The sequence below is a fragment of the Candidatus Methanomassiliicoccus intestinalis Issoire-Mx1 genome, from assembly GCF_000404225.1.
Lineage (GTDB): Archaea > Thermoplasmatota > Thermoplasmata > Methanomassiliicoccales > Methanomassiliicoccaceae > Methanomassiliicoccus_A > Methanomassiliicoccus_A intestinalis.
In genome coordinates, this window is the sequence record NC_021353.1 from 360,999 (window position 1) to 380,461 (window position 19,463).

Sequence of the window (19,463 nt, forward strand, 5' to 3'; positions counted from 1 at the left end):
AAAATTTGTATATTAAATGTTGGAGACTAAGCGCCTGTCCGGCGCTAAAGCGATCAGCTAAATCCCCCTTTGATCTTGCTGCGGTCGATCTTTATTCCATTTGGAGCAAGGATCAGTACGTTGTTATCTATGGCCGCAACATCTCCGTTAATATCTCTGGCCACCGCTTTCAATTCGCTGGTAATCCTTCTTAGCGACTCATGATCATTTGCAATTGGAGAATAATCAATCAGAATAATATTTCCATCATACGCACCTTGTATGATTTTGTTAAGATCTTCATATCTGTAAATTTCAGCTAATTTAATGAAATTTCCTGTATTTGCTTCACCTTCAAAGTACATACTTCCAAGGTCTAGATACTCGATCTCACCTTCGCCGTTTCCTTTTTTGTCTCCTTTACCAAATCTCGGAAAAGCCAACTTGCATCCCTCTAAACTCGCAATGCCATCATCTATATATATCTCATTCGGAAAAAGTATCAGTCTTCTCCAGCTTTCCATAGTTTGTCTGTGACATGATGGATATTTTTTATCGCTTTTCCAGGGGATTTGCTGCTCATCTGTTCTCCGCTGATCAGGGCTTGCCCCACTGCCAGCGGCACTCCGTTCTTAACATCCTTAATCCAAACAAGGTCACCAGGAACTATTTCAGGATCAGCGTCTGTTATTCCAGGCCCCATGATGTCGGCTCCTTTTGTAACAAACGGCACCGCACCCATGTCCACGGTTATCCCGTATTTTGAAGCTGGATATTTCAACAGGCCACGAACGCTCAGAAAGGCTTTATCTTCATACACAAGGCCAAGAATCTCATTGTTGACATAGATCACATCAAATTCAGGCCCTTCTGCACGGTCTACGGCAACATTCTGACCGAAGAGCTGTTCAATGCCTAAACGTTGTTTTATCTCATCTTCTAAGACTCTTACTTCCTTTTCCCTAAGCCTATGACGTTTTCTGATTCTGATTTCACTCATGTCTACACCATGATATCAAGGGTAAGCTCTCTTACTCTAGCCATTGCTCTATTGCTTATCCCCTAATATATTTTTCAGCATTGATGTCATACAGCTCTCATGCCGGTTCTTTCTCTGATCTCATTTATATCCATCATCTCATCGTTTTTGAGCATGGAAATTGAAGCCGTATCTCCCATGGCCCTCACTACAATTTTTACATTGCCGCCTTCCCGTGACATACTTTCAAACATCTCGGAAACTCTGCCTGAATCAGAACTGCAGGTGTGAAGCATCTTGATATCTATGCTGGTATCATCTTCTGCCTGTTCTGCGTATCTCTCAACTGCTGAGTTCACCGCATCTATGTCTGACGGTATCCATTCATCCACAGGAATCCACTGCAGGGTGTAAGCAAAAACATCTGGAAAATGCATTGCCAGCCTGGCAATCTTCTGCACCGCTTTTTTAGGATCTCCGCTGATTCTCACCAAATAAAGATTGGGATCCATTGAGACATTCCAGTCTTCGATGGTTTCTCCGGCATCCATTGACCTTTTGACAATTTCATCTTCAGCTTCTTTTTCCTTTCCAGGTCTGAACGAAACCAACAGGTTGTAGTCTAGCATGCTACTTACGTTCCATCATCACGGTGTTAATCCTTTTCAGTTCTTGTCAGGATCAGGTAGGCTGCCACCCCTATTGCAATGATTACTGCCGAGATGACTGCAATTTCCAAGGAGAATGTAAACAGCATCACCGCCGATGATACCGCGCCTACTGCTGACACAGGCACCGCCCATCTGCCGATCTTCACTCCTTTTCTTGCTAAACCAAGAACAGAAAGGTTTACCGCCAGGAACACCAGGAAAAGTGTAAAGTTTGTTAAGTAGGCTGCAGCTTCAATTCCGCCGATGAAGCAGAAAGCTGCAGCGACAATCATTGCTGCTGCTATCGCGGCAGTAGGAGTCTTTCTCTTATGATTGACTTTTCTGAAAATTCTGGGAATGGCTCCTTCCTCCGCCATGCCGTAGATCATTCTCGAAGTGGCGATGAGAACTATCAGCACAGTATTGGAGGTTGAGATTAGAGCGATTATAGTCATGAGCAGGGCCGCACCGCTTCCTCCTGCTGCGTAAGCTGCATCAGACAGGGGCGCAGAAGATCCGGCTAAGTCTGAATAAGGAATGAGGCTTACCGCCGTTATTGATACGGCTACATACACTATTGTTGAGATTACCAAGGCCAAAACAAGGGCTCTGGGAATATTCTTCTCAGCATTCTTTGTTTCCTCGCTTATTCTGACTATTCCCTCGAAACCGATCATGGAAAAGAAGACAATGCCGACTGCACTCAATACTCCTGCAATGCCGTGCGGAGACTGAAAATAATCCACGCTGCCGATGTCTGGAGCTCCAAGGATTACCACTGCGGCTATCCCAATAAGCTCTACAACGGTCATGATCGAAGCCGCTACGATAGACTCTCTTATTCCTTTTATATTTATTAATGAAACAATAATAATCAGAGCAATTGCTGAAATTTCTTTCGGAACCGGAATGAGAACAGACAGATATCCGCCGAAGCCGAGGGCGATGGCAGAAATTGAAACCACGCTGGAAAATATTACCAGCCAGCCGGTGATGAATGGTAGAATTCCTTTACCGAATGCTGATTCTACATAGACATACTCAGCACCGCTGTGAGGATAGTGAGACGACAGCCTTGCATAGCTTAACGCTGTAAACATTGCTATGGCAGAAGCGATTATGAACGTCAGCCAGACAGCATTGCCCGCTTCTCCCGCCGCTGCTCCGATGAGTGCATAGACCCCGGCGCCTACTATCGTGCCGATGCCGTATGCTGTTGCCCCGAAGAGCCCTATGCTTTTCTTCAGCTCGCTCAAGACTTAGCTCTTTTCAAGCTGTGATACTAAAAGAATGCTCAATTTCCTTTCAGTTCAGGAGAATTTTTTGTAAGGATTATGTTGCTGCTGCTCACAAATGCACTTTCATTCTTGTAGTGCTCGCCTTTTTCCCTCTCGGCTCTGCACAGCGCCAGCTGGACTTCCAACTCTTCTGAGCTGAAGTTCGCCACTCCCTTTGCAAAGTCCCCTATCCTGACGATGTCTCCCCTTTTGAACGCTCCTTCGACAGATGTTATGCCGCAGGGCAGAAGGGAATTTCCGTTCCTGATCGCTTCCTCTGCCCCCTTATCGATGTAAATGGTTCCGTGAGGGAACGCATAAGCCAGCCAGCGCTCTCTGTTTGAGTAGTGGGAGCTAGGCGTGAACATTGTTCCGATCTCTTCAGATGAAACAACTCTCAGGATGACATTCTCCTCTTTTCCGTTGGCAATGATCATAGTGAAGCCGCATTCCATGGCGATCATCGCTGCGTTGATCTTTGTGCGCATTCCGCCTGTGGAACGTTCATTCTTCTTTGATCCGGCGATTCTTAAAATGTCTTCTGTAATCTCATCTACCACTGGTATCAGCAGGGCATGCGGATCGGCGTCTGGATTCCTGTCATAGAGGCCGTCTACATCTGTCAGCAGGAGTAGTAAATCGGAGTCGGTGCTTCCCGCTACTAATGCAGAAAGCTTGTCGTTGTCGCCGAAGATCTCTTCAATTTCATCTGTGGCGATAACGTCATTCTCGTTCACAATCGGGACAGCATTGAGTCTGAACAATTCATCAATCGCCTTCTTGAGATTCAGATGCCTGGTGCGGTCAGAAAATGCTCCGTATGTCACGAGGATTTGCCCGACCTTTTTCCCGTATATGCTGAACGCTTCTCTCCAGGCTCTCATCAGCAGGCTCTGTCCGACAGCAGCGCAGGCCTGCTTCATTGCCACATCTTTCTGGATGCCATCAAGTCCCAGTTCAGCCGAGCCGGCCCCGATGGCGCCGGAGCTGACCACTATGCACTGAATGCCTTTAGACTGCAGCTCCACAACCTGCCTGGCCACATCTTCCAGATATGCAGAATTAATGCCGCCGTCTTCTCTGCACAGCGTGTTGGTGCCTATCTTGACAACTACCCTCTTAACGTCCAGATTTCTCATAGTAATTTCCTGTGAGTGTACTTCCTGCCGTCTTTTCCTGAGTACTCTGCTACAGTCTGCCCTTTACCACGGAGTTTGTACTTGTAGATTGTCAATCCTTCTAACCCTACAGGCCCCCGAGCATGTGTTTTGTTTGTTGATATTCCTACTTCTGCCCCCAGGCCGTAGCGGTATCCGTCTGCAAACCTTGTGGATGTATTCCACATGGTTGATGATGAATCAACATCGTCCATGAATTCCTCTGCCGCTGCTTCGCTGGATGTTATTATGGCATCAGTGTGATGTGAGGAGTATCTGTTGATGTGATCTATGGCTTCTCTCAGAGAGTCAACGATCTTTATTGAGATTACAAGATCGTTGTATTCTTCGGACCAGTCGTTTTCAGAGGCAGCGCTCATCTCGACTATCTTTCTGACCCTTTCGTCTCCGCGCATCTCCACGCCTGCCTTCCCATATTCTTCTGCTATGACTGGCAGGAATTTTTCTGCTATGTCGGAATGAATCAGAAGCGTCTCGGTGGCATTGCAGACCGCCGGGTACTGTACCTTTGCATCGAAGCAGACCTTTGCAGCCATCTTCAGGTCTGCATCCTTATCTACATAAGTGTGGCAGATTCCTGCTGCATGCCCCATGACCGGTATCCTGGTAGACTCCATGATTGACCTTACCAGCTGGTTCGATCCCCGGGGAATGATCAAATCGATCAAGTCGTCATGCTTCAGTAGGCTCTGGAACTCTTCCCTGGTGGAGAGGAGCTGCACGGTGCCGTCGAATCTTTCGTCTACAGAAATGATTGCTTTCTGAATCAGCTCTGCCAGAATGAGGTTTGTATTCTTAGCTTCAGAGCCGCCTTTCAGCAGAACCGCATTTCCTGATTTCAGACACAGGCATGAAATCTGCACCAGAGCATCTGGACGGGATTCGAAGACTACGCCGATGACGCCTATCGGACAGGAGACCTTGTCAAGAATCAGGCCTTCATCCAGCTCTGTTTTTGACAGCACCTTGCCGATCACATCTTCCTGCTGCATGATTGATCGTATCGATGTTACAGACTCAGAGATCTTGTCCTGTGAATATTTCAGACGCTTTATGAGTGCCTGAGGCAGTTTCATCTCCTCTGCAGCTTTCATGTCTTTAGCATTGGCTTCTGTAATCTTTTCAGAATTTGATTCCAATGCCAGAGCTATTGACTCAAGCGCAGCATTTCTGACATCAAGCGGAATTGATGACAGGCTGTACGATGACTTTCTAGCCTTCTCGGCGGCGGCTCTTATGGCGTCCATGTGAAGGTTCAAACAGTCTCATTAAAAAATACTTTTCCATGTTAGGATTTGTACGTACGAATATATGTACTGATTAAATTGAGTTTAGTTCTTATCTAAACTAATTATTGTCCAAATTTCGAGCGGAGAAATTACTAGTTCCAAAAGTTACACACCCCGTTTCTATGTTAATGAAACTGATAACTACAGTATTGTCGTTTATTCTGACAATGGCGTTTGCAGCTGTAATCGCAGCAGGTGTAAGCGGTATAATGAACTGGTTCAGATCTCCAGAGCCTTCCACCGTGGATAATGAAGAATCAATGTGAAAGTGTTTTACTGAAAGACTGGTGCTGTTACAGGAATGCAGTTTATGCAGTCATTTTCGATTGTAAATACAATGCCGCTCAGATAGCCCGGCCACCCCACATTCCTGTAATCCACTCCGGCCAGTTCTTTCCACATAAGACTTATGTCCCAGTCATGTGAGATATGAATATCCAATGATCCTTCTTCAATTTCGCTCAGACTTTTCAATACAGGACCGGCTATCATCTTCACTGAATCTTTTACATTGTATATCCATTCTGAATTTAGATTGGAGTTAAACCATTCACTGATGAAGTCATGTCCGAGCTTGGAGACTTCTTCCATGACCCGCTGGTCTTTTACATATGGAGCGCAAAGGCTTGATCTCTGCTCTATGCTTGCTACGTTTATATTGTTTGATTTAAGCCCTTCTGCAATGCATTCTGCAGTCTGTCTACATCTGAGTGCTGGACTATGAAACAGTCGGACGGATGAAAATCTTTTGAGGTTTTCACCCACCATTCTTGAATCAACCATGCCCGTTTCAGTCAAACCTATTGACATCTCATTCTCTAAATCAACTCCTGGATATCGTGCTCCATGCCTAATAACCACTGCTGCTGGGGTATGAACTTTATTTAGAACTTCTAGGAGTGATTCCATGATTCTTCATCCATTTGTAAGTATTAGGAAATATCTTTTTGCTTCTTGGAACATCGTCATAATGCATCATTTATCTATGCTTGTCTTCATGATGTGAATTTAAATATTGCTTCCTGCAAAAGCTCAAAACTACATATAGACAAATGTTATTCCAGTGCGAAATCTATGAAAAAAATCGGATGGTTTACAACCGCTCGCGGTCCCGGTTCTTTGAATCTGTATAATACGATGATTGAGCGTATGGACTCTGGAGACATAAATGCAGAGCTAGCCTTTGTATTCATCAATCGGGACATTAAAGACAATGTATACAGAGCAGAGATTGTAAACTCAGCTGAAAAACGCGGCATCCCTGTGATAATCCTTCCTTCAGATAATTTTGAACCTGCCTTAAAAAAGAGCAATCTGTCTGAGTGGAGAAATAAGTACGGGGAAAAACTGAGGGAGAAAATCGATTGCTATCACATGGATTTCGGTGTTCTAGCTGGATATATGCTGATATTTGATGACGCTACCTGCATTAAGTACCCTCTGATCAACCTGCATCCCGCCTTGCCTGATACTTACAAAGGAACATGGATGGAGATAGTGGGTCAGGTAATCGACAACAGCGATGAGAGCTATGGCTCGATGGTTCATATCTGCAGCCCGGAACTTGACCGTGGGGATACCATTGCCTATGACAGCTTTCCGGTTGCCCCTGTAGCGGGAGATGGCAGCAGGGATGAAAAGATACAGAATGTCCGTGCGGAAGAATCCCGAAGGGAGGCTCCCCTGCTTATGGAGACGATCAAAATGCTTGTCAATGGAGAAATCTCACTCAAAGACGGTCATCTTTACGATCCAGAGGGTAGAAGAATGGAGACGTATCCCTGCTTAGCAGATCGTATAAATTCTAAAATAAACTAACCTTATTTTTCAATCTTTTTTTCGAAAAACGTATTTTTTTATTATTTTTCATAGAAAATGAGGGGAAAATCGTAAAATACCAATCGATATTCTGCTATTACCTAAGATAGAGTTATATATTCTCAATCATACCGTCAAACACGCGAGGGACTGTCTTGAGTACATTAGAAGTTAGATGGCATGGCAGAGGCGGACAAGGTATCGTCACTGCTAATGAAATTCTAGCGGGTGCAGCCCTTTATGAAGGTAAGTTCATGAAGGCCTTCCCGGAATTTGGTCCGGAAAGAATGGGGGCGCCCATCCGTGCATTTGCTAGAGTATCCGATGAGCCTATAAAAGTGCACAGCCAAGTCTATTTCCCAGACTATGTTGCTGTTTTGGATCCAACTTTGATTGGAAACATCAACGTGCTGGAAGGACTGAAGGAAACTGGTTCTTTAATTGTGAATAACACAGCTTCTGTAAGCGAATTAAAGAAAACGCTTGACACAGACATGGATGTTCACGTTGTTGATGCGTCTAAGATCGCTCTTGAGACTATCGGTAAGCCACTGGCTAACACCGCAATGCTGGGTGCTTTAGTTAAAATTTCAGGAATCGTTGGATTAGATAGCATCATTGCTGAAATGCAGATTAAACTTGGAGGAAAGCTTCCAGCACCAGTTGTTGAGAAAAATGTGCTCAGTGTGAAGCGTGCATATGAGGAGGTACAGTAAATGGCAGAATACAAAACAACGGCCACTTCTGCAATCATCTCTGCAGGCACCGCAAAGTCATATGAGACTGGGTCATGGCGTTCTCACCGTCCAGTATTGGACAAGGAACAGTGCGTGAATTGTATGACCTGCTGGGTATTTTGCCCTGACAACTCCATAGTCGTTGAAAATGGTGAAGTTTTAGGATTTAAGCTCACACACTGCAAAGGCTGCGGAATCTGTGCGCAAGACTGTCCTAAGAAGGCAATCACAATGGTCCCGGAGGGACGTCAATGAAACGATTAGCAATTAATGGTGATCAAGCAGTCGCACTGTCTTGGAAACAGGTAAATCCTGATTTCTGCGCTTCATATCCAATCACGCCTCAAACTATCATTGTGGAAGCCTTCTCGGATTATGTTGCCGATGGAGAAGTAGACACTGAGTATGTTTGCAGCGAATCTGAACACAGTTCAATGAGTATGTGCATAGGTGCAGCGGCTGCAGGTGCCCGTTCTGTTACAGCAACAGCTTCTGCCGGTCTTGCATTCATGTGGGAAACACTCTACATCGCTTCTTCCATGAGACTTCCAATCGTAATGACTGTAGCCAACAGGGCGCTGTCTGGACCAATCAATATTCATTGTGACCACTCGGATGCAATGGGTGCAAGAGACAGCGGATGGATTCAGATCTTCGGAGAAAATGTGCAGGAAGCTTATGATAATTCAGTAATGTCTTTCCGCATAGCAGAGGATCTGAGAGTAAGACTTCCAGTGATGAATTGTCTTGATGGTTTCATCGTCACCCATGCTATTGAATCACTTCAGCCGATTGAGACTGAGGATGTCAAAAAATTCGTTGGAGAATATAATGCACTTCTGCCCCTTCTAGATTATAAAAACCCTCACACATACGGTCCTTTCGATATGCCTGAAGTTTACTTCGAGCATAAATACGATCAGGCAATGGCTATGCTGGAAGCTAAAACGGTCATCATGGAAGTTGCCGCTGAATTCGAGAAACTCACAGGCCGTAAATATGGATTCATTGAAGAATACAAGACAGAAGATGCAGACTTCGTTGCCATTGCCATGGGATCTACAGCCGGTACAATGAAACAGGTGGTAGACGACTTCAGAGCAGAAGGCCTGAAAGTCGGATGTATCAAAGTAAGAGTATTCCGTCCGTTCCCTTACGAGGAAATTTCAAAAGCTGTCAAAGGCAAGAAATGCGTTGCAGTTATGGATCGTGCATTAAGCATTGGAGCGGCTGGTCCGCTGTTTGCTGATGTATGCTCTGCAGAAATGTGTGCCGCTGACGCAAAATCACCCAAGATCGTGAACTTCATCTACGGTCTTGGAGGAAGAGATGTCAACGTGGAAGACCTGAAGAAAGTCTACCGCGCAATGATTGATGGAAGTGCACACAAAGTTAACTATCTGGGGGTGAAGAAATGATCACCTTAGAAGAGCTTCAGGAAAAACCAGACAAACTCACAGAAGGACACAGGCTCTGCGCAGGCTGTGGAGAACCGACAATTGTAAGACAGGTCCTTATGGCTACAGATCTGCCGGTAGTGGTATCCAACGCAACAGGATGCTTTGAAGTTTCAACTTCAGGATTCCCCTATTCTGCATGGAACGTTCCTTGGATACACAGCGCCTTTGAAAATGCAGCAGCCACTATTGCTGGTGTAGAATCTGCATACAAAGTTCTCAAGAGAAAAGGCAAGATTCAGGATGAGATGAGGTTTGCTGCTTTTGCAGGAGACGGTGGTACATATGATATTGGATTCCAGGCTTTGTCTGGAGCTATCGAGCGCGGACATCAGTTCTTGTTTGTATGCATGAATAACGAGGCTTACATGAACACTGGAATTCAAAGAAGCGGTGCTACTGGAAAAGGTGCTTCAACAACTACCAGCCCTGCAGGATCTCTAATTCCTGGAAAGAAAGAGTTCCCCAAGGACATCACTAAAATTGTAGCTGCCCATGAGCTCCCTTATGCTGCTCAGGCCTCTCCACATAACTGGAAGGATCTTCACGAGAAAGCAAGCAAAGGATTCGAAGCCGGAGGCCCTGCATTCTTGAATGTAATCTCTCCCTGCCCAAGAGGATGGAGACACGATTCCTCTCAGACAATTGCTATTGCAAGACTCGCTGTAGAAACCTGCGTCTGGCCTCTCTATGAGTATGACCATGGAAAATGGAATCTCACAGGCGAAAGCAAACGCATTGCCGAGGGTAAGAAAGATAAACTCCCGATCGACGACTGGATAAAATCTCAGGGAAGGTTCAAACACCTTCAAAGCTCAAAATGGGAAAACATTGCTGATGAGATCCAGGAAAATGTTGACAAGAAATGGGATGAGCTCGTCAAACTAGCCGAACTCTAAAACCTTTTCAACCAAACCTCTTTTTATTTTTAGATATTATCTTTTTTAAAATAATTTTACACATTTAAACTTAGATGAAAATACAATATTGTCTAAGTTTATTGATCAGTATTTTAGAGCAATAGCTTTAGGTTTTTTTATTGCTCTCCCAATCTGACTAGCTTTAGCTATTGGAACCCCATTATCCATACTATAATCTATATATGAGCCAGCCACAAGCTTGTTAAGTGTTTCTAAGTCAGACTCATCTATTTCTCTACCATCATAGTATTTCCGAAATACTTCTCTGAGTCTAACCCCTTCATTATGCGTAGACATTGTATCGCCTGATATTGTTTGTTCGATAATACCTCATTGAGCAGTGCTATTCCTTTTTTTTTGTTGATGGTTACGACCCACTATCGAAGAACGGCTACTTAATCAACACGTATAAATTATAGTCAATAGCAACTCTTTCAATTGTTGGATATGCGCAATGTACAATTCTGGAAGATCCAGATCATCATGATATCAAAGAACTATCTGCAATTATACGATTTGATCAAAAACCGGCTGCATCCAGATGCTGTAAATTACATACTTATCGATGAGGTCTAAGTAGTTCCAGACTTTCAAAAAGCAGATAGCCTGTATGCCGCTCTGATCAATATATAAATCTAGATCATTAGGGAGAGTATTTATCTTGTTACATGTGCATTTGCAATTATGGTAGACAAGACTATTTTTCCAAAATGTGACCAGTGTGGAGATGTGGGCTGCAAACTTAGATCCCCAGGCAAGTTTCCTCGCTGTCCAACTAATGTTTCCGAGCATACCTTGGAAGAAATTAAAAATCGTTACCAGGATGAGGACATAAACAAGATTATGCAGGCCGGTGCTGAAACTGAAAGAGGCACCATCAAGATGATCGATGGGGTTCCGACTCCAATCAGGCCAAGAATTTCTGAGATTATGGCTTTTGCCCGATCAATGGGCTGGAACAAATTAGGCGTAGCATTTTGTTTGGCCACTCGTGATGAAGCAATCCGTTTAATCAGAGTTCTCGAAGCTAATGATTTTGAGGTTCATTCAATTATCTGCCGTGCATTTTCAATTACAAAGGGAGATCTAGGAATTCCAGATAAGAATTGTTTATCCAGCCCATTGGAAACCGTCTGCAATCCCGTATACCAGGCAGAATTGCTCAATGAGGCAGAAACAGATCTCAATATCGTTGTTGGTCTCTGTGTCGGTCATGATATGTTGTTTAACAAGTACTCTAAAGCTTATACAACTACACTGATGGTAAAAGACCGCATGACTGCTAACAATCCTGTTGGTCCGTTATACTCGCCATTCTTTAAGGGAATCCTAGAGAAAAAGTAAACAAAACTTGGCTGTAAATCAGCCATCAACTATTTTTATTTCGTTTCTATGTTCTAAATGTAGTCCTATATGGCCAATACCAAATATCACACTTGCAATCACCAGCCAAATAACTTTTCCATATATGCCTAACATTAAAAATGCAATGACAGGCAGTGTTGCACCTGCTACGGGAATGCCTAAAAAGCTACTATATAAGTCAGCTAGATTTCTTGCACTTTTGAAATAGCACAACCACCAACATTCATACATTATCATCGAAATAATTGCGAATATTAACCACCATGACCACATTGACCAGTTTTGTAAATTAAGATCTTTAAATATCAAAGCCGTACAAAAAACCAATATCTGCCCCACTCGTTCAAAAATCAAAAAAACTTTATGCTCATTATAGTGCTCGTGGTCATATGCAGTTTGTTTACTTGCCCAAATCAAGTTAGGTATCAGTAAGCATAACAGAAAAATAAAGCCTACATAAGAAAAACCTAAATGTCCTATCATTACTTTAACAGTCCTTTTCCAAGATACATGCACATCTTTGCTAATTAAAATATGCAAGAGATTGTTTAATCTGAAACATAATATTAAACAATATTTGTGTATTCCATCTTTGCTTCAAATTTTTAACGTTTGTTTTGTCTTAACTAATATCACCATTCAGTCTCAATTAAATACTGCCAAGTCTGCTCATCAAGCAATGATCTTTTAGCGCATCTGCGTTGACTAATCTTAGTGATATGCTTATTCACAATGCATTTTGTTCAACATCTGATTCTGTCTGAATTTTATTCTTTTTCTTTTCAGACATAAATAAGCCGGCTAATGTGAGCACAATTCCACACACAATCATGCCCGTTATCTGCTCTCCAAGGATGATTGCTGAAGATACGGTGGTAATCACCGGAACCATGTAAATATATACACTGGTTTTCACAGACCCAAGGACTTTCAGTGCGAAATTCCAGGTTACAAAACATAGAGCTGAAGCTCCAAGTCCTAAGAACAGAATGTTGGCCATGTTGCCGACATTTAGGAATGCTGACACCTCTGGATGGAAATCCATCATACAGACTGCAGGCAGCATAAAGACCAAACCGTATGTAAAAATGATTTTTGTTGCCTGAACCGTATTGTATCCGAAACTGCCGATCTTTTTGCTTAATGTGGAATATGCAGCCCAGATAATTGAAGCAATAATCGCTAGAATATCACCAAGTGGATTCAGCTTGAGATTGGCTTCGCTGTTATAGCCGATCATCAGTATTCCAATCATGGCAATTACAAAACCTACAAAGAATATCGCTCCTGGACGTTCGTCTTTTAGAAACAAGTAGCCAAATATGGCGGTAAAGAATGGAGCTACTGACAGGATGATACCCACGTTCGATGCTAATGTGTATGTGAGTGCGATATTCTCAAAGAGGTAGTATAGAGTCACTCCACACAAACCTGCAGCTGCAAAGTACCAGTGATGCTTTTTATCATTTACATGCATCAAATGAGGGCAGATCAGCCATAGAGCGGCATATCCGATGACAAAACGAATAAAAAGAATCTCAATCGGGGTGAAATACTCCAAGAGACTTTTTGTGGAAACATACGTTATTCCCCAGATTATAACAGTGATGAGTGCTGCAATGTGTCCTTTTGATTCAGTTTTCATCTCCATTGCATCATCTCTTGCTATAATCCATTCGAAGAGTAATTACTCCTTAATGTATTAAGCGATTCAAGTCAGCTTCGTATTAATATATTACTGCCATGCATTCTCCTCTCTGATTTTTAGCATGGCGGTATGCTCGTTATTTCTCTTCCATTCATTAATAGCTGGAATATGCGGATATGGCATACATTAGTATGAATAGGATTGAAATTGCATACATCAGAAGTGGGACTTCTTTGGCTTTTCCACGGCAGACTTTGATTATCGTGTAAGCGATAAAGCCGAAACCAATACCATCAGAAATCGAATATGCGAATGGCATAACCGCTATTGTCAGGAAACACGGCAAAGCGATCTCAAAATCATGCCAATCTATGTTCTTTATGGCGCTCATCATCGAAACACCGACAATGATCAGTGCCGGAGCAGTTGCCGCACTGGGAATCATCAGAGCGATTGGACCAAGCAGAATCGCTGCTAAAAACAGCAGACCTACTACAACAGAGGTGAGACCCGTACGACCTCCTTCTTTGATTCCAGTTGAGGATTCCATGTATGTCGATACTGTAGACGTACCAACCAATGCACCTGCGCATGTTGCCAAGGCATCGGCCACAAGCGCTTTATCTCCTCTTTTGAAATTTCCATTTTCATCTGCCATGCCGGATGCGTTAGCAGTTCCCACCAGTGTTCCCACAGTATCAAACATGTCAACCATTGTGAGTGTAATTATTGCTGTCAGCAATGGCAGTATGCCTGCGCTTAATAAGTTAAAATCAAGCTGCAAAAATGTAGGTGCCAGGCTGAAATTGCTGTATGTAATGGTTGTAGGTATATCCGTAACACCCAGCGGTATTCCAATGATCGTTGTGGCAATAATGCCTATAAAAATCGATCCTTTTACTTTCCAGGCCATCAGAACTCCGGTTATAATCAGGCCGATTACTACCAGCAGTACACTTCCATTGGAAAAACTTCCAAGATCTGTAACGTTGCTTGCTCCGTTAACGACTACCAGCCCGGAGTTCAGCATGCCAATAAATGCAATGAATAACCCAATTCCGGCAGCGATAGCACTTTTAAGCGATTTTGGTATGGCTTCGATAATTCTGCTTCTTAGAGGGCTGATGGTTATTATTAAAAAGATCACACCTGAGATGAACACTATTGCCAGTGCTTGATTCCAAGTATAGCCCATTCCCTGACAAAGTGTGAATGTGAACAAGGCATTCAATCCCATTCCCGGTGCCTGGGCAAAAGGAATGTTGGCGATGAATGCCGTCAAAAAACTTCCTATGGCTGAAGCCACACAAGTAGCGATCATTACTGAAGCAAAATCCATGCCAGTGATCTTCAGCATGTCTGGGTTGACAAAAATAATATAAGACATCGCGAAGAAGGTGGTGAATCCTGCAATTATTTCTGTACGGACACTGGTATTGTTTTCTTTCAGCTTAAACATCCGTTCCAACAGCAAACATACTCCCCCTTCACACCTTAATTATTCGATGCGGTGGTACGCCACTTCATTGGCAAGCCGCTCTCATATGCCATATGTAAAATATAATGATTGCCTTTGAAAGATATAATCCGAGACTGCAAAAATATCGGGCTCTATTTGTGATAATTGTGAAAGATTCAGGATGTGTTTTTAGACAAGCGCTCAAAATAGCAGTCCATCTATGGAGCTTAACCATATATTGACACCAGAGGCATTCTCCTCTTTGCTCTTTTTTTCTTTGATGGTTACTTTAATGTTTTTTACTATTGGTTTCATAATAAATTACATATCAGCCGAAGTGAATAATAAAACGATACGCAGCCTCTCTATCTCATTCTGGGCGCTTCCTTTTTCTGTACTATTCATCATATTTGTTAATCTGCTGCTATTCATTTATTCTTGAAGCTCTTCATCTGGTTCCCAAGACAGCACACCGGTTTTTACTGCGCGTTCATACCGGCTGATCTTAAAATTAAGTCTTTCCAGCATCTCATCCACAGCCTGCTTTTGCTCCAGAAGTTTATCCCGTTGTTCTGTTAAAAGTTTCAGTCTGTCAGGAATTGTTTCATCTCCCTGCTTGAAGAGTCTTATGTATTCGACAATGACCTCAACAGGCAGTCCTGCACCTCTCATACAGGTAGCAAGTTCTACCCAGTTGCAGTCTTCATCAGTATAGTCTCTTGAACCGCCTTTGGCACGGTTGACCGGCGGGATTACACCCACGCGTTCATAGTAACGTAGAGTGTCCTGTGAGACTCCATACTTTTTACTTACTTCAGCGATCTTCATTGAGACTTCCTTTCCTTTCTGTAATCCTGTATCTTATCCAGATGGTGAATCTTTTCATAATATTTTCTTTGATCTGATAACCATGCGTTTGCCATCTGTATCAGCATGGAAATGGTTTAAAGGTGTCTTCGCACAATTTTTGAATCATGCGGTATGTTTTATCATATGATTGGTTATGTTTCCTGCAGATTTCTACTACATCGCTGTATTCTGGGTAGAACCTGCGGTACATTCCATAATAGTCGCACATTTTTACATTTACATCTCCAAATGGTGTATCTATCTGCACCAACTGGCTGTGCATAACTGTCATTTTCATTTCAGTCTGTCTGATGCCGATTGTCGTTGTTTCCCTGAAAATTACTTCTTCTATCTCAGAAACGTCACTTTTTGAACATATTACTACCAACTGATAAGCCGGACGATTCTTTTTCATGTATACTGGCAGATAGTGAACATCTTTGGCTCCGGCTGCAAAAAGTCTTTCCATTGTATAACCCAATGTTTCTCCGCTACAGTCATCGATATTGCATTCTAGCTTGCAGATCATGTCATCGTTGCTTTCTGCGGTCACGATCATTGCTCTCAGGATGCCGGGAAGACTCGTCTTCCTTTTACCAGCGCCCATGCCTACCTTCTCAATTGAAAAATCATCTGGTAGCTTGTCCCTGGTCTTGAATGCAGCTGCAAGAGCCGCACCTGTGGGAGTGACGTACTCTCCTTCAGCTTTCATTATGTGCAGTGATAAATTGTTACTGGCGGCGATGTTTGCAACAGCAGGAACGGGTACAGGTATAACACCATGCTGGCATCTTACAAAACCTCTGCCTTCATACAAGTCAGAAATAACAACTTGAGGAAGATCGAGATTATCAAGACATACTGCAGCTGAAATAATGTCTACAATGGAATCAACAGCGCCCACTTCATGAAAATGCACTTCTTCCACCGGCAGACCATGAGCCTGAGCTTCTGATTCAGCCAGTATCTCAAAAGTCTTGCATGCTATCTTTTTAGCTTCCGTGGTCATTTCTGCCGTTTTAATTATCTGCAGAATTTCAGCTAGATTGCGGTGCTTGTGTGGATGATGCGGTTCTTCTTCATATGTGCCATACAGATATTCCATGTCATGATCATGATTCTCTGCATTATCTGTTAAAGACACATTAAAATCACAGACATTCAATCCTGATTTCTTTACTGTGGAAATATTCACACTAAACCCCTGAATGGATAGACTGTGGAGAGCTTTCATCAGCACTTCTTTGTCTGCTCCTAAATCCAGCAGTGCAGCTACGACCATGTCCCCGCTGATCCCTGAGTAACATTCCAGATACAGTAGTCTGTCCATTTTAATCCCTTAGTTGCTTTCAAAGCTTCTGGCAACTTCTTTTAGATATTTTACAATCTCTATATGCTGCGGACAGTTGTCTTCACATTGCCCGCATTCAATGCAGTCGGAAGCTTTGCTGTTGTTCTTTGTGCAGTTGTCATAATACGCCTGCTGAACATAATATGATCTAGCGCTCTCCTTCTCTTTTTCATTATATAGTGAAAAATAAGTGGAGATGGGAATCTTCTGTGGACATTTTTCCATGCAGTAATGGCAGTCTGTACATGGTATGGTAATATCCTTTCTAATAATGGCTGCCGCTTCATTGATAATTTTATGCTCATCATCATTTAATGGTTGGAAATTCTGCATATATCCTGTATTATCAAGAAGCTGTTCGTAATTAGACATTCCACTGAGGACAGTTTCAACGCCTTCCAGGGATGCAGCATAACGAATTGCCCAGGACGCGGCAGACATATCTGGATGGTAATTTCTGAACAATTTTTGAACTTCCTCGTTAACATTTGCCAGAGTGCCACCTTTAACCGGTTCCATGACTATGATCGGTTTGCCGTGTTTTCTTGCTACTTCGTAACATTTTCTTGATTGAATATTTTTATCGTCCCAGTCCATATAGTTCAACTGCAGCTGAACGAATTCTGTCTCGGGATGTTCTGTAAGAATCTGGTCTAAAAGCTCTGCGTTATCATGATATGAGAAACCAATTTTTTTGATCTTCCCTTCTTTTTTCTTCTGTTTGAGAAATTCAAAGCTCTCCAGCCTCTCTGCAGTTTCGTAGTAGAGGATATTGAGATTATGCAGCAGATAGTAATCAAAGTACTCTACACCGCATTTTTCTAATTGTTCATTGAAAATACGCTCCTGTTCATCTTTTTTATTCAGGAACATCATGGGCAATTTTGTTGCTAATGTGAAACTATTGCGGTCATATCTTTTGACCAACGCTTCTCTGGCTGCTACTTCGCTTTCAAAATTATTGTATATGTATGCTGTGTCAAAGTATGTGAACCCTCTTTCCATAAATGTGTCCACCATACTTTTCAATACAGGCATGTCAACACTTTTCTCGTCTTCAGGATTAGTGAGGGGCAGCCTCATCAATCCAAATCCTAACTTTTTATCTGACATTTTATTACTCTCAGTTAATTAATGAAACAGTCTCTAAGTATTCTTTTAAATTGTTCTCTGCTGCAGGAGAACTTACTTCGCTCCCACGGATTGCGATACCTTCCAGTACCTTTGCTTTTGGGCACAATCTCTGGATATCATAGATGCTGCCACCAAAGCCGCTACCTTCATGAGTGCAGAAAGGAACTAGGATTTTGCCAGAAAAATCATGAGATTCTAAAAAGTGGAAAACTGCCATCGGCATTGTTCCGCACCAGTTGGGATAGCCTATGTAAATAACATCATACTTATCAATGCTGTCCAGATTTCCTGCTAATTCTGGTTTCAAATCATTATTCAGTTCTTCTCTGGCGATATCGACAGTTTTGCGGTAGTCTGCTGGATATGGCTTCATCGTCTTAATTGTAAAAATATCGCTGTTGGTAAGATCTTTAATTTTATTTGCAATTATTTCAGTATTTCCTACGGGTAAATCAACTATGTTTCCATTGACATAGTTCTTGTCTGCCCTTGAAAAATAAGCTACAAGACTCTTCATAATCATGCCTCAGATTTTGTTTCCCATGCTGTATGCTTGTTCCAGCACCGCATTGTCTTTCAGAACATCCCCCACATCGGTGAGGCTTGTACCGTAAATGACTCCTTTTTCTTCTATGTCTGATAGGCAGGAAGTGAAACCGCGTAAACTTTCCAGAGTTCTTTTCAGAGCTGACATGTTAGGATCAGCAGCTGTCATGATGAAGTAAAATTTCTTATTTTCAATTTCCATGTATCTTGCGCAGCATCTATCTATGAATGTTTTCATCTGGCCGCACATCGTGTAAAAGTAAACAGGAGTCGCCATTACAATTATGTCAGCATCTATCATTTTTTGTACGATCTTATCTGCATCATCCTTCTGCGGGCATGGTTTGCCTTTAAAGCAGGTTCCACAGCCCGTGCAGTAGTTAATCTTGTAATCTTTAAGAAATACTTTCTCTACTTCGTTACCAGCTTCCTTTGCTCCTTGAGCAAAACGGTCACAAAGCACATCGGAGTTCCCTCCCTTGCGGGGGCTTGATGATATTATTAACAGTTTTTTACTCATGTTTAATTCCTCAAACTTAGAGTTTGATCTAACTCAAGGAACTTTGCTTATTTAATATTTATGAATGCTTTCTTAGATGATGTAGTTATAATTTTTAGAAAAAAAGGCTGTGTAAAATATGGATAAGAATGGAGACGCTGTTATTCAGACGTCTCCATGATTGTCAGATCGAAACAGACATCAGGGGGATGGAGTTGAACGATCTCTAGAAGGATGCAATATGGGAGATACTAGTTTGGAAGTGTCTAGGCATTCTTCTATAATATTGAATGGTATATCCAATACAAATAGTTAATGGATCATGAAT

At 42.6% G+C, this 19,463-nt stretch carries 23 protein-coding genes; 7 read left to right on the forward strand and 16 right to left on the reverse strand.

Translation table 11 applies throughout. The features are described from left to right. Positions 1 to 53: 53 nt before the first annotated feature. The 6 genes from H729_RS01705 to H729_RS01730 all read right to left on the reverse strand — a co-directional run bounded on the left by H729_RS01705 (position 54) and on the right by H729_RS01730 (position 5,310). Entirely contained in the window at positions 54 to 503 is a 450-nt protein-coding gene (locus tag H729_RS01705; RefSeq protein WP_020448271.1) for a cell division protein SepF, read from the reverse strand. Continuing rightward, a complete protein-coding gene (locus H729_RS01710) occupies positions 482 to 979 on the reverse strand; it encodes a PUA domain-containing protein (RefSeq protein ID WP_020448272.1) in 498 nt (165 codons plus the stop codon). Before H729_RS01710 ends, H729_RS01705 begins: the two co-directional genes overlap by 22 nt. An 86-nt stretch (positions 980 to 1,065) precedes the next feature. Beyond that, positions 1,066 to 1,587: a hypothetical protein gene (locus tag H729_RS01715; protein ID WP_020448273.1), complete on the reverse strand. Its 522-nt coding sequence runs from the start codon at positions 1,585 to 1,587 to the stop codon at positions 1,066 to 1,068. A 26-nt stretch (positions 1,588 to 1,613) separates the two neighbouring features. After that, the gene (locus H729_RS01720; RefSeq protein ID WP_020448274.1) at positions 1,614 to 2,864 is read right to left on the reverse strand and encodes an APC family permease; all 1,251 of its coding nucleotides are present in this window, start codon (positions 2,862 to 2,864) and stop codon (positions 1,614 to 1,616) included. 38 nt (positions 2,865 to 2,902) lie between these two features. Continuing rightward, entirely contained in the window at positions 2,903 to 4,024 is a 1,122-nt protein-coding gene (proB, locus tag H729_RS01725) for a glutamate 5-kinase (protein ID WP_020448275.1), read from the reverse strand. Next, on the reverse strand, positions 4,021 to 5,310 hold the full coding sequence (locus tag H729_RS01730) for a glutamate-5-semialdehyde dehydrogenase (RefSeq protein ID WP_020448276.1): 1,290 nt from the start codon (positions 5,308 to 5,310) through the stop codon (positions 4,021 to 4,023). Before H729_RS01730 ends, proB begins: the two co-directional genes overlap by 4 nt. A 170-nt stretch (positions 5,311 to 5,480) precedes the next feature. Here H729_RS01730 and H729_RS09935 point away from each other — a divergent pair, with 170 nt between their 5' ends. Beyond that, entirely contained in the window at positions 5,481 to 5,618 is a 138-nt protein-coding gene (locus H729_RS09935) for a hypothetical protein (protein WP_172618644.1), read from the forward strand. A 7-nt stretch (positions 5,619 to 5,625) separates the two neighbouring features. Here H729_RS09935 and H729_RS01735 read toward each other — a convergent pair whose 3' ends face one another. Continuing rightward, positions 5,626 to 6,261, reverse strand: a complete 636-nt coding sequence (locus H729_RS01735; RefSeq protein WP_020448277.1) for a histidine phosphatase family protein — start codon at positions 6,259 to 6,261, stop codon at positions 5,626 to 5,628. A gap of 165 nt (positions 6,262 to 6,426) precedes the next feature. Here H729_RS01735 and purN point away from each other — a divergent pair, with 165 nt between their 5' ends. From purN to H729_RS01760, 5 genes are all read left to right on the forward strand, one after another. Continuing rightward, the gene (gene purN / locus H729_RS01740) at positions 6,427 to 7,170 is read left to right on the forward strand and encodes a phosphoribosylglycinamide formyltransferase (protein WP_020448278.1); all 744 of its coding nucleotides are present in this window, start codon (positions 6,427 to 6,429) and stop codon (positions 7,168 to 7,170) included. 155 nt (positions 7,171 to 7,325) lie between these two features. After that, the gene (locus H729_RS01745; protein ID WP_020448279.1) at positions 7,326 to 7,886 is read left to right on the forward strand and encodes a 2-oxoacid:acceptor oxidoreductase family protein; all 561 of its coding nucleotides are present in this window, start codon (positions 7,326 to 7,328) and stop codon (positions 7,884 to 7,886) included. Then, positions 7,887 to 8,162, forward strand: coding sequence for a 4Fe-4S binding protein (locus H729_RS01750; protein ID WP_020448280.1), 276 nt, complete (start codon positions 7,887 to 7,889; stop codon positions 8,160 to 8,162). After that, the gene (locus H729_RS01755; protein WP_020448281.1) at positions 8,159 to 9,325 is read left to right on the forward strand and encodes a transketolase C-terminal domain-containing protein; all 1,167 of its coding nucleotides are present in this window, start codon (positions 8,159 to 8,161) and stop codon (positions 9,323 to 9,325) included. The genes H729_RS01750 and H729_RS01755 overlap by 4 nt, the downstream gene beginning before the upstream one ends. Beyond that, on the forward strand, positions 9,322 to 10,263 hold the full coding sequence (locus H729_RS01760) for a thiamine pyrophosphate-dependent enzyme (protein ID WP_020448282.1): 942 nt from the start codon (positions 9,322 to 9,324) through the stop codon (positions 10,261 to 10,263). The genes H729_RS01755 and H729_RS01760 overlap by 4 nt, the downstream gene beginning before the upstream one ends. Before the next feature lie 105 nt (positions 10,264 to 10,368). Here the strand turns inward: H729_RS01760 and H729_RS01765 are convergent, their stop codons facing one another. Continuing rightward, positions 10,369 to 10,581, reverse strand: a complete 213-nt coding sequence (locus tag H729_RS01765) for a hypothetical protein (RefSeq protein WP_020448283.1) — start codon at positions 10,579 to 10,581, stop codon at positions 10,369 to 10,371. A gap of 387 nt (positions 10,582 to 10,968) precedes the next feature. Here H729_RS01765 and H729_RS01770 point away from each other — a divergent pair, with 387 nt between their 5' ends. Further along, positions 10,969 to 11,628 carry a DUF1847 domain-containing protein gene (locus H729_RS01770; protein WP_020448284.1) on the forward strand — a complete coding sequence of 220 codons (660 nt, stop codon included), beginning with the start codon at positions 10,969 to 10,971 and terminating at the stop codon, positions 11,626 to 11,628. 18 nt (positions 11,629 to 11,646) lie between these two features. On the opposite strand, the gene H729_RS01775 is transcribed toward H729_RS01770, so the two are convergent. The 8 genes from H729_RS01775 to H729_RS01810 form a co-directional block, all read right to left on the reverse strand. Further along, a complete protein-coding gene (locus tag H729_RS01775) occupies positions 11,647 to 12,129 on the reverse strand; it encodes a hypothetical protein (RefSeq protein WP_048134222.1) in 483 nt (160 codons plus the stop codon). Positions 12,130 to 12,376: 247 nt separating this feature from the next. Then, entirely contained in the window at positions 12,377 to 13,300 is a 924-nt protein-coding gene (locus tag H729_RS01780) for a DMT family transporter (protein ID WP_020448286.1), read from the reverse strand. A 151-nt stretch (positions 13,301 to 13,451) separates the two neighbouring features. Next, positions 13,452 to 14,756: an NCS2 family permease gene (locus H729_RS01785; RefSeq protein ID WP_020448287.1), complete on the reverse strand. Its 1,305-nt coding sequence runs from the start codon at positions 14,754 to 14,756 to the stop codon at positions 13,452 to 13,454. A gap of 432 nt (positions 14,757 to 15,188) precedes the next feature. Continuing rightward, entirely contained in the window at positions 15,189 to 15,584 is a 396-nt protein-coding gene (locus H729_RS01790) for a MerR family transcriptional regulator (protein ID WP_020448288.1), read from the reverse strand. Between the two features lie 100 nt (positions 15,585 to 15,684). Beyond that, the gene (gene larC, locus H729_RS01795; protein WP_020448289.1) at positions 15,685 to 16,935 is read right to left on the reverse strand and encodes a nickel pincer cofactor biosynthesis protein LarC; all 1,251 of its coding nucleotides are present in this window, start codon (positions 16,933 to 16,935) and stop codon (positions 15,685 to 15,687) included. A 9-nt stretch (positions 16,936 to 16,944) separates the two neighbouring features. Continuing rightward, on the reverse strand, positions 16,945 to 18,069 hold the full coding sequence (locus tag H729_RS01800) for an aldo/keto reductase (protein WP_020448290.1): 1,125 nt from the start codon (positions 18,067 to 18,069) through the stop codon (positions 16,945 to 16,947). A 10-nt stretch (positions 18,070 to 18,079) separates the two neighbouring features. Next, complete coding sequence (locus tag H729_RS01805) at positions 18,080 to 18,607, reverse strand: flavodoxin (RefSeq protein ID WP_020448291.1); 528 nt, start codon at positions 18,605 to 18,607, stop codon at positions 18,080 to 18,082. 9 nt (positions 18,608 to 18,616) lie between these two features. Next, positions 18,617 to 19,156, reverse strand: a complete 540-nt coding sequence (locus H729_RS01810) for a flavodoxin family protein (protein WP_020448292.1) — start codon at positions 19,154 to 19,156, stop codon at positions 18,617 to 18,619. Between the last annotated feature and the right edge of the window lie 307 nt (positions 19,157 to 19,463).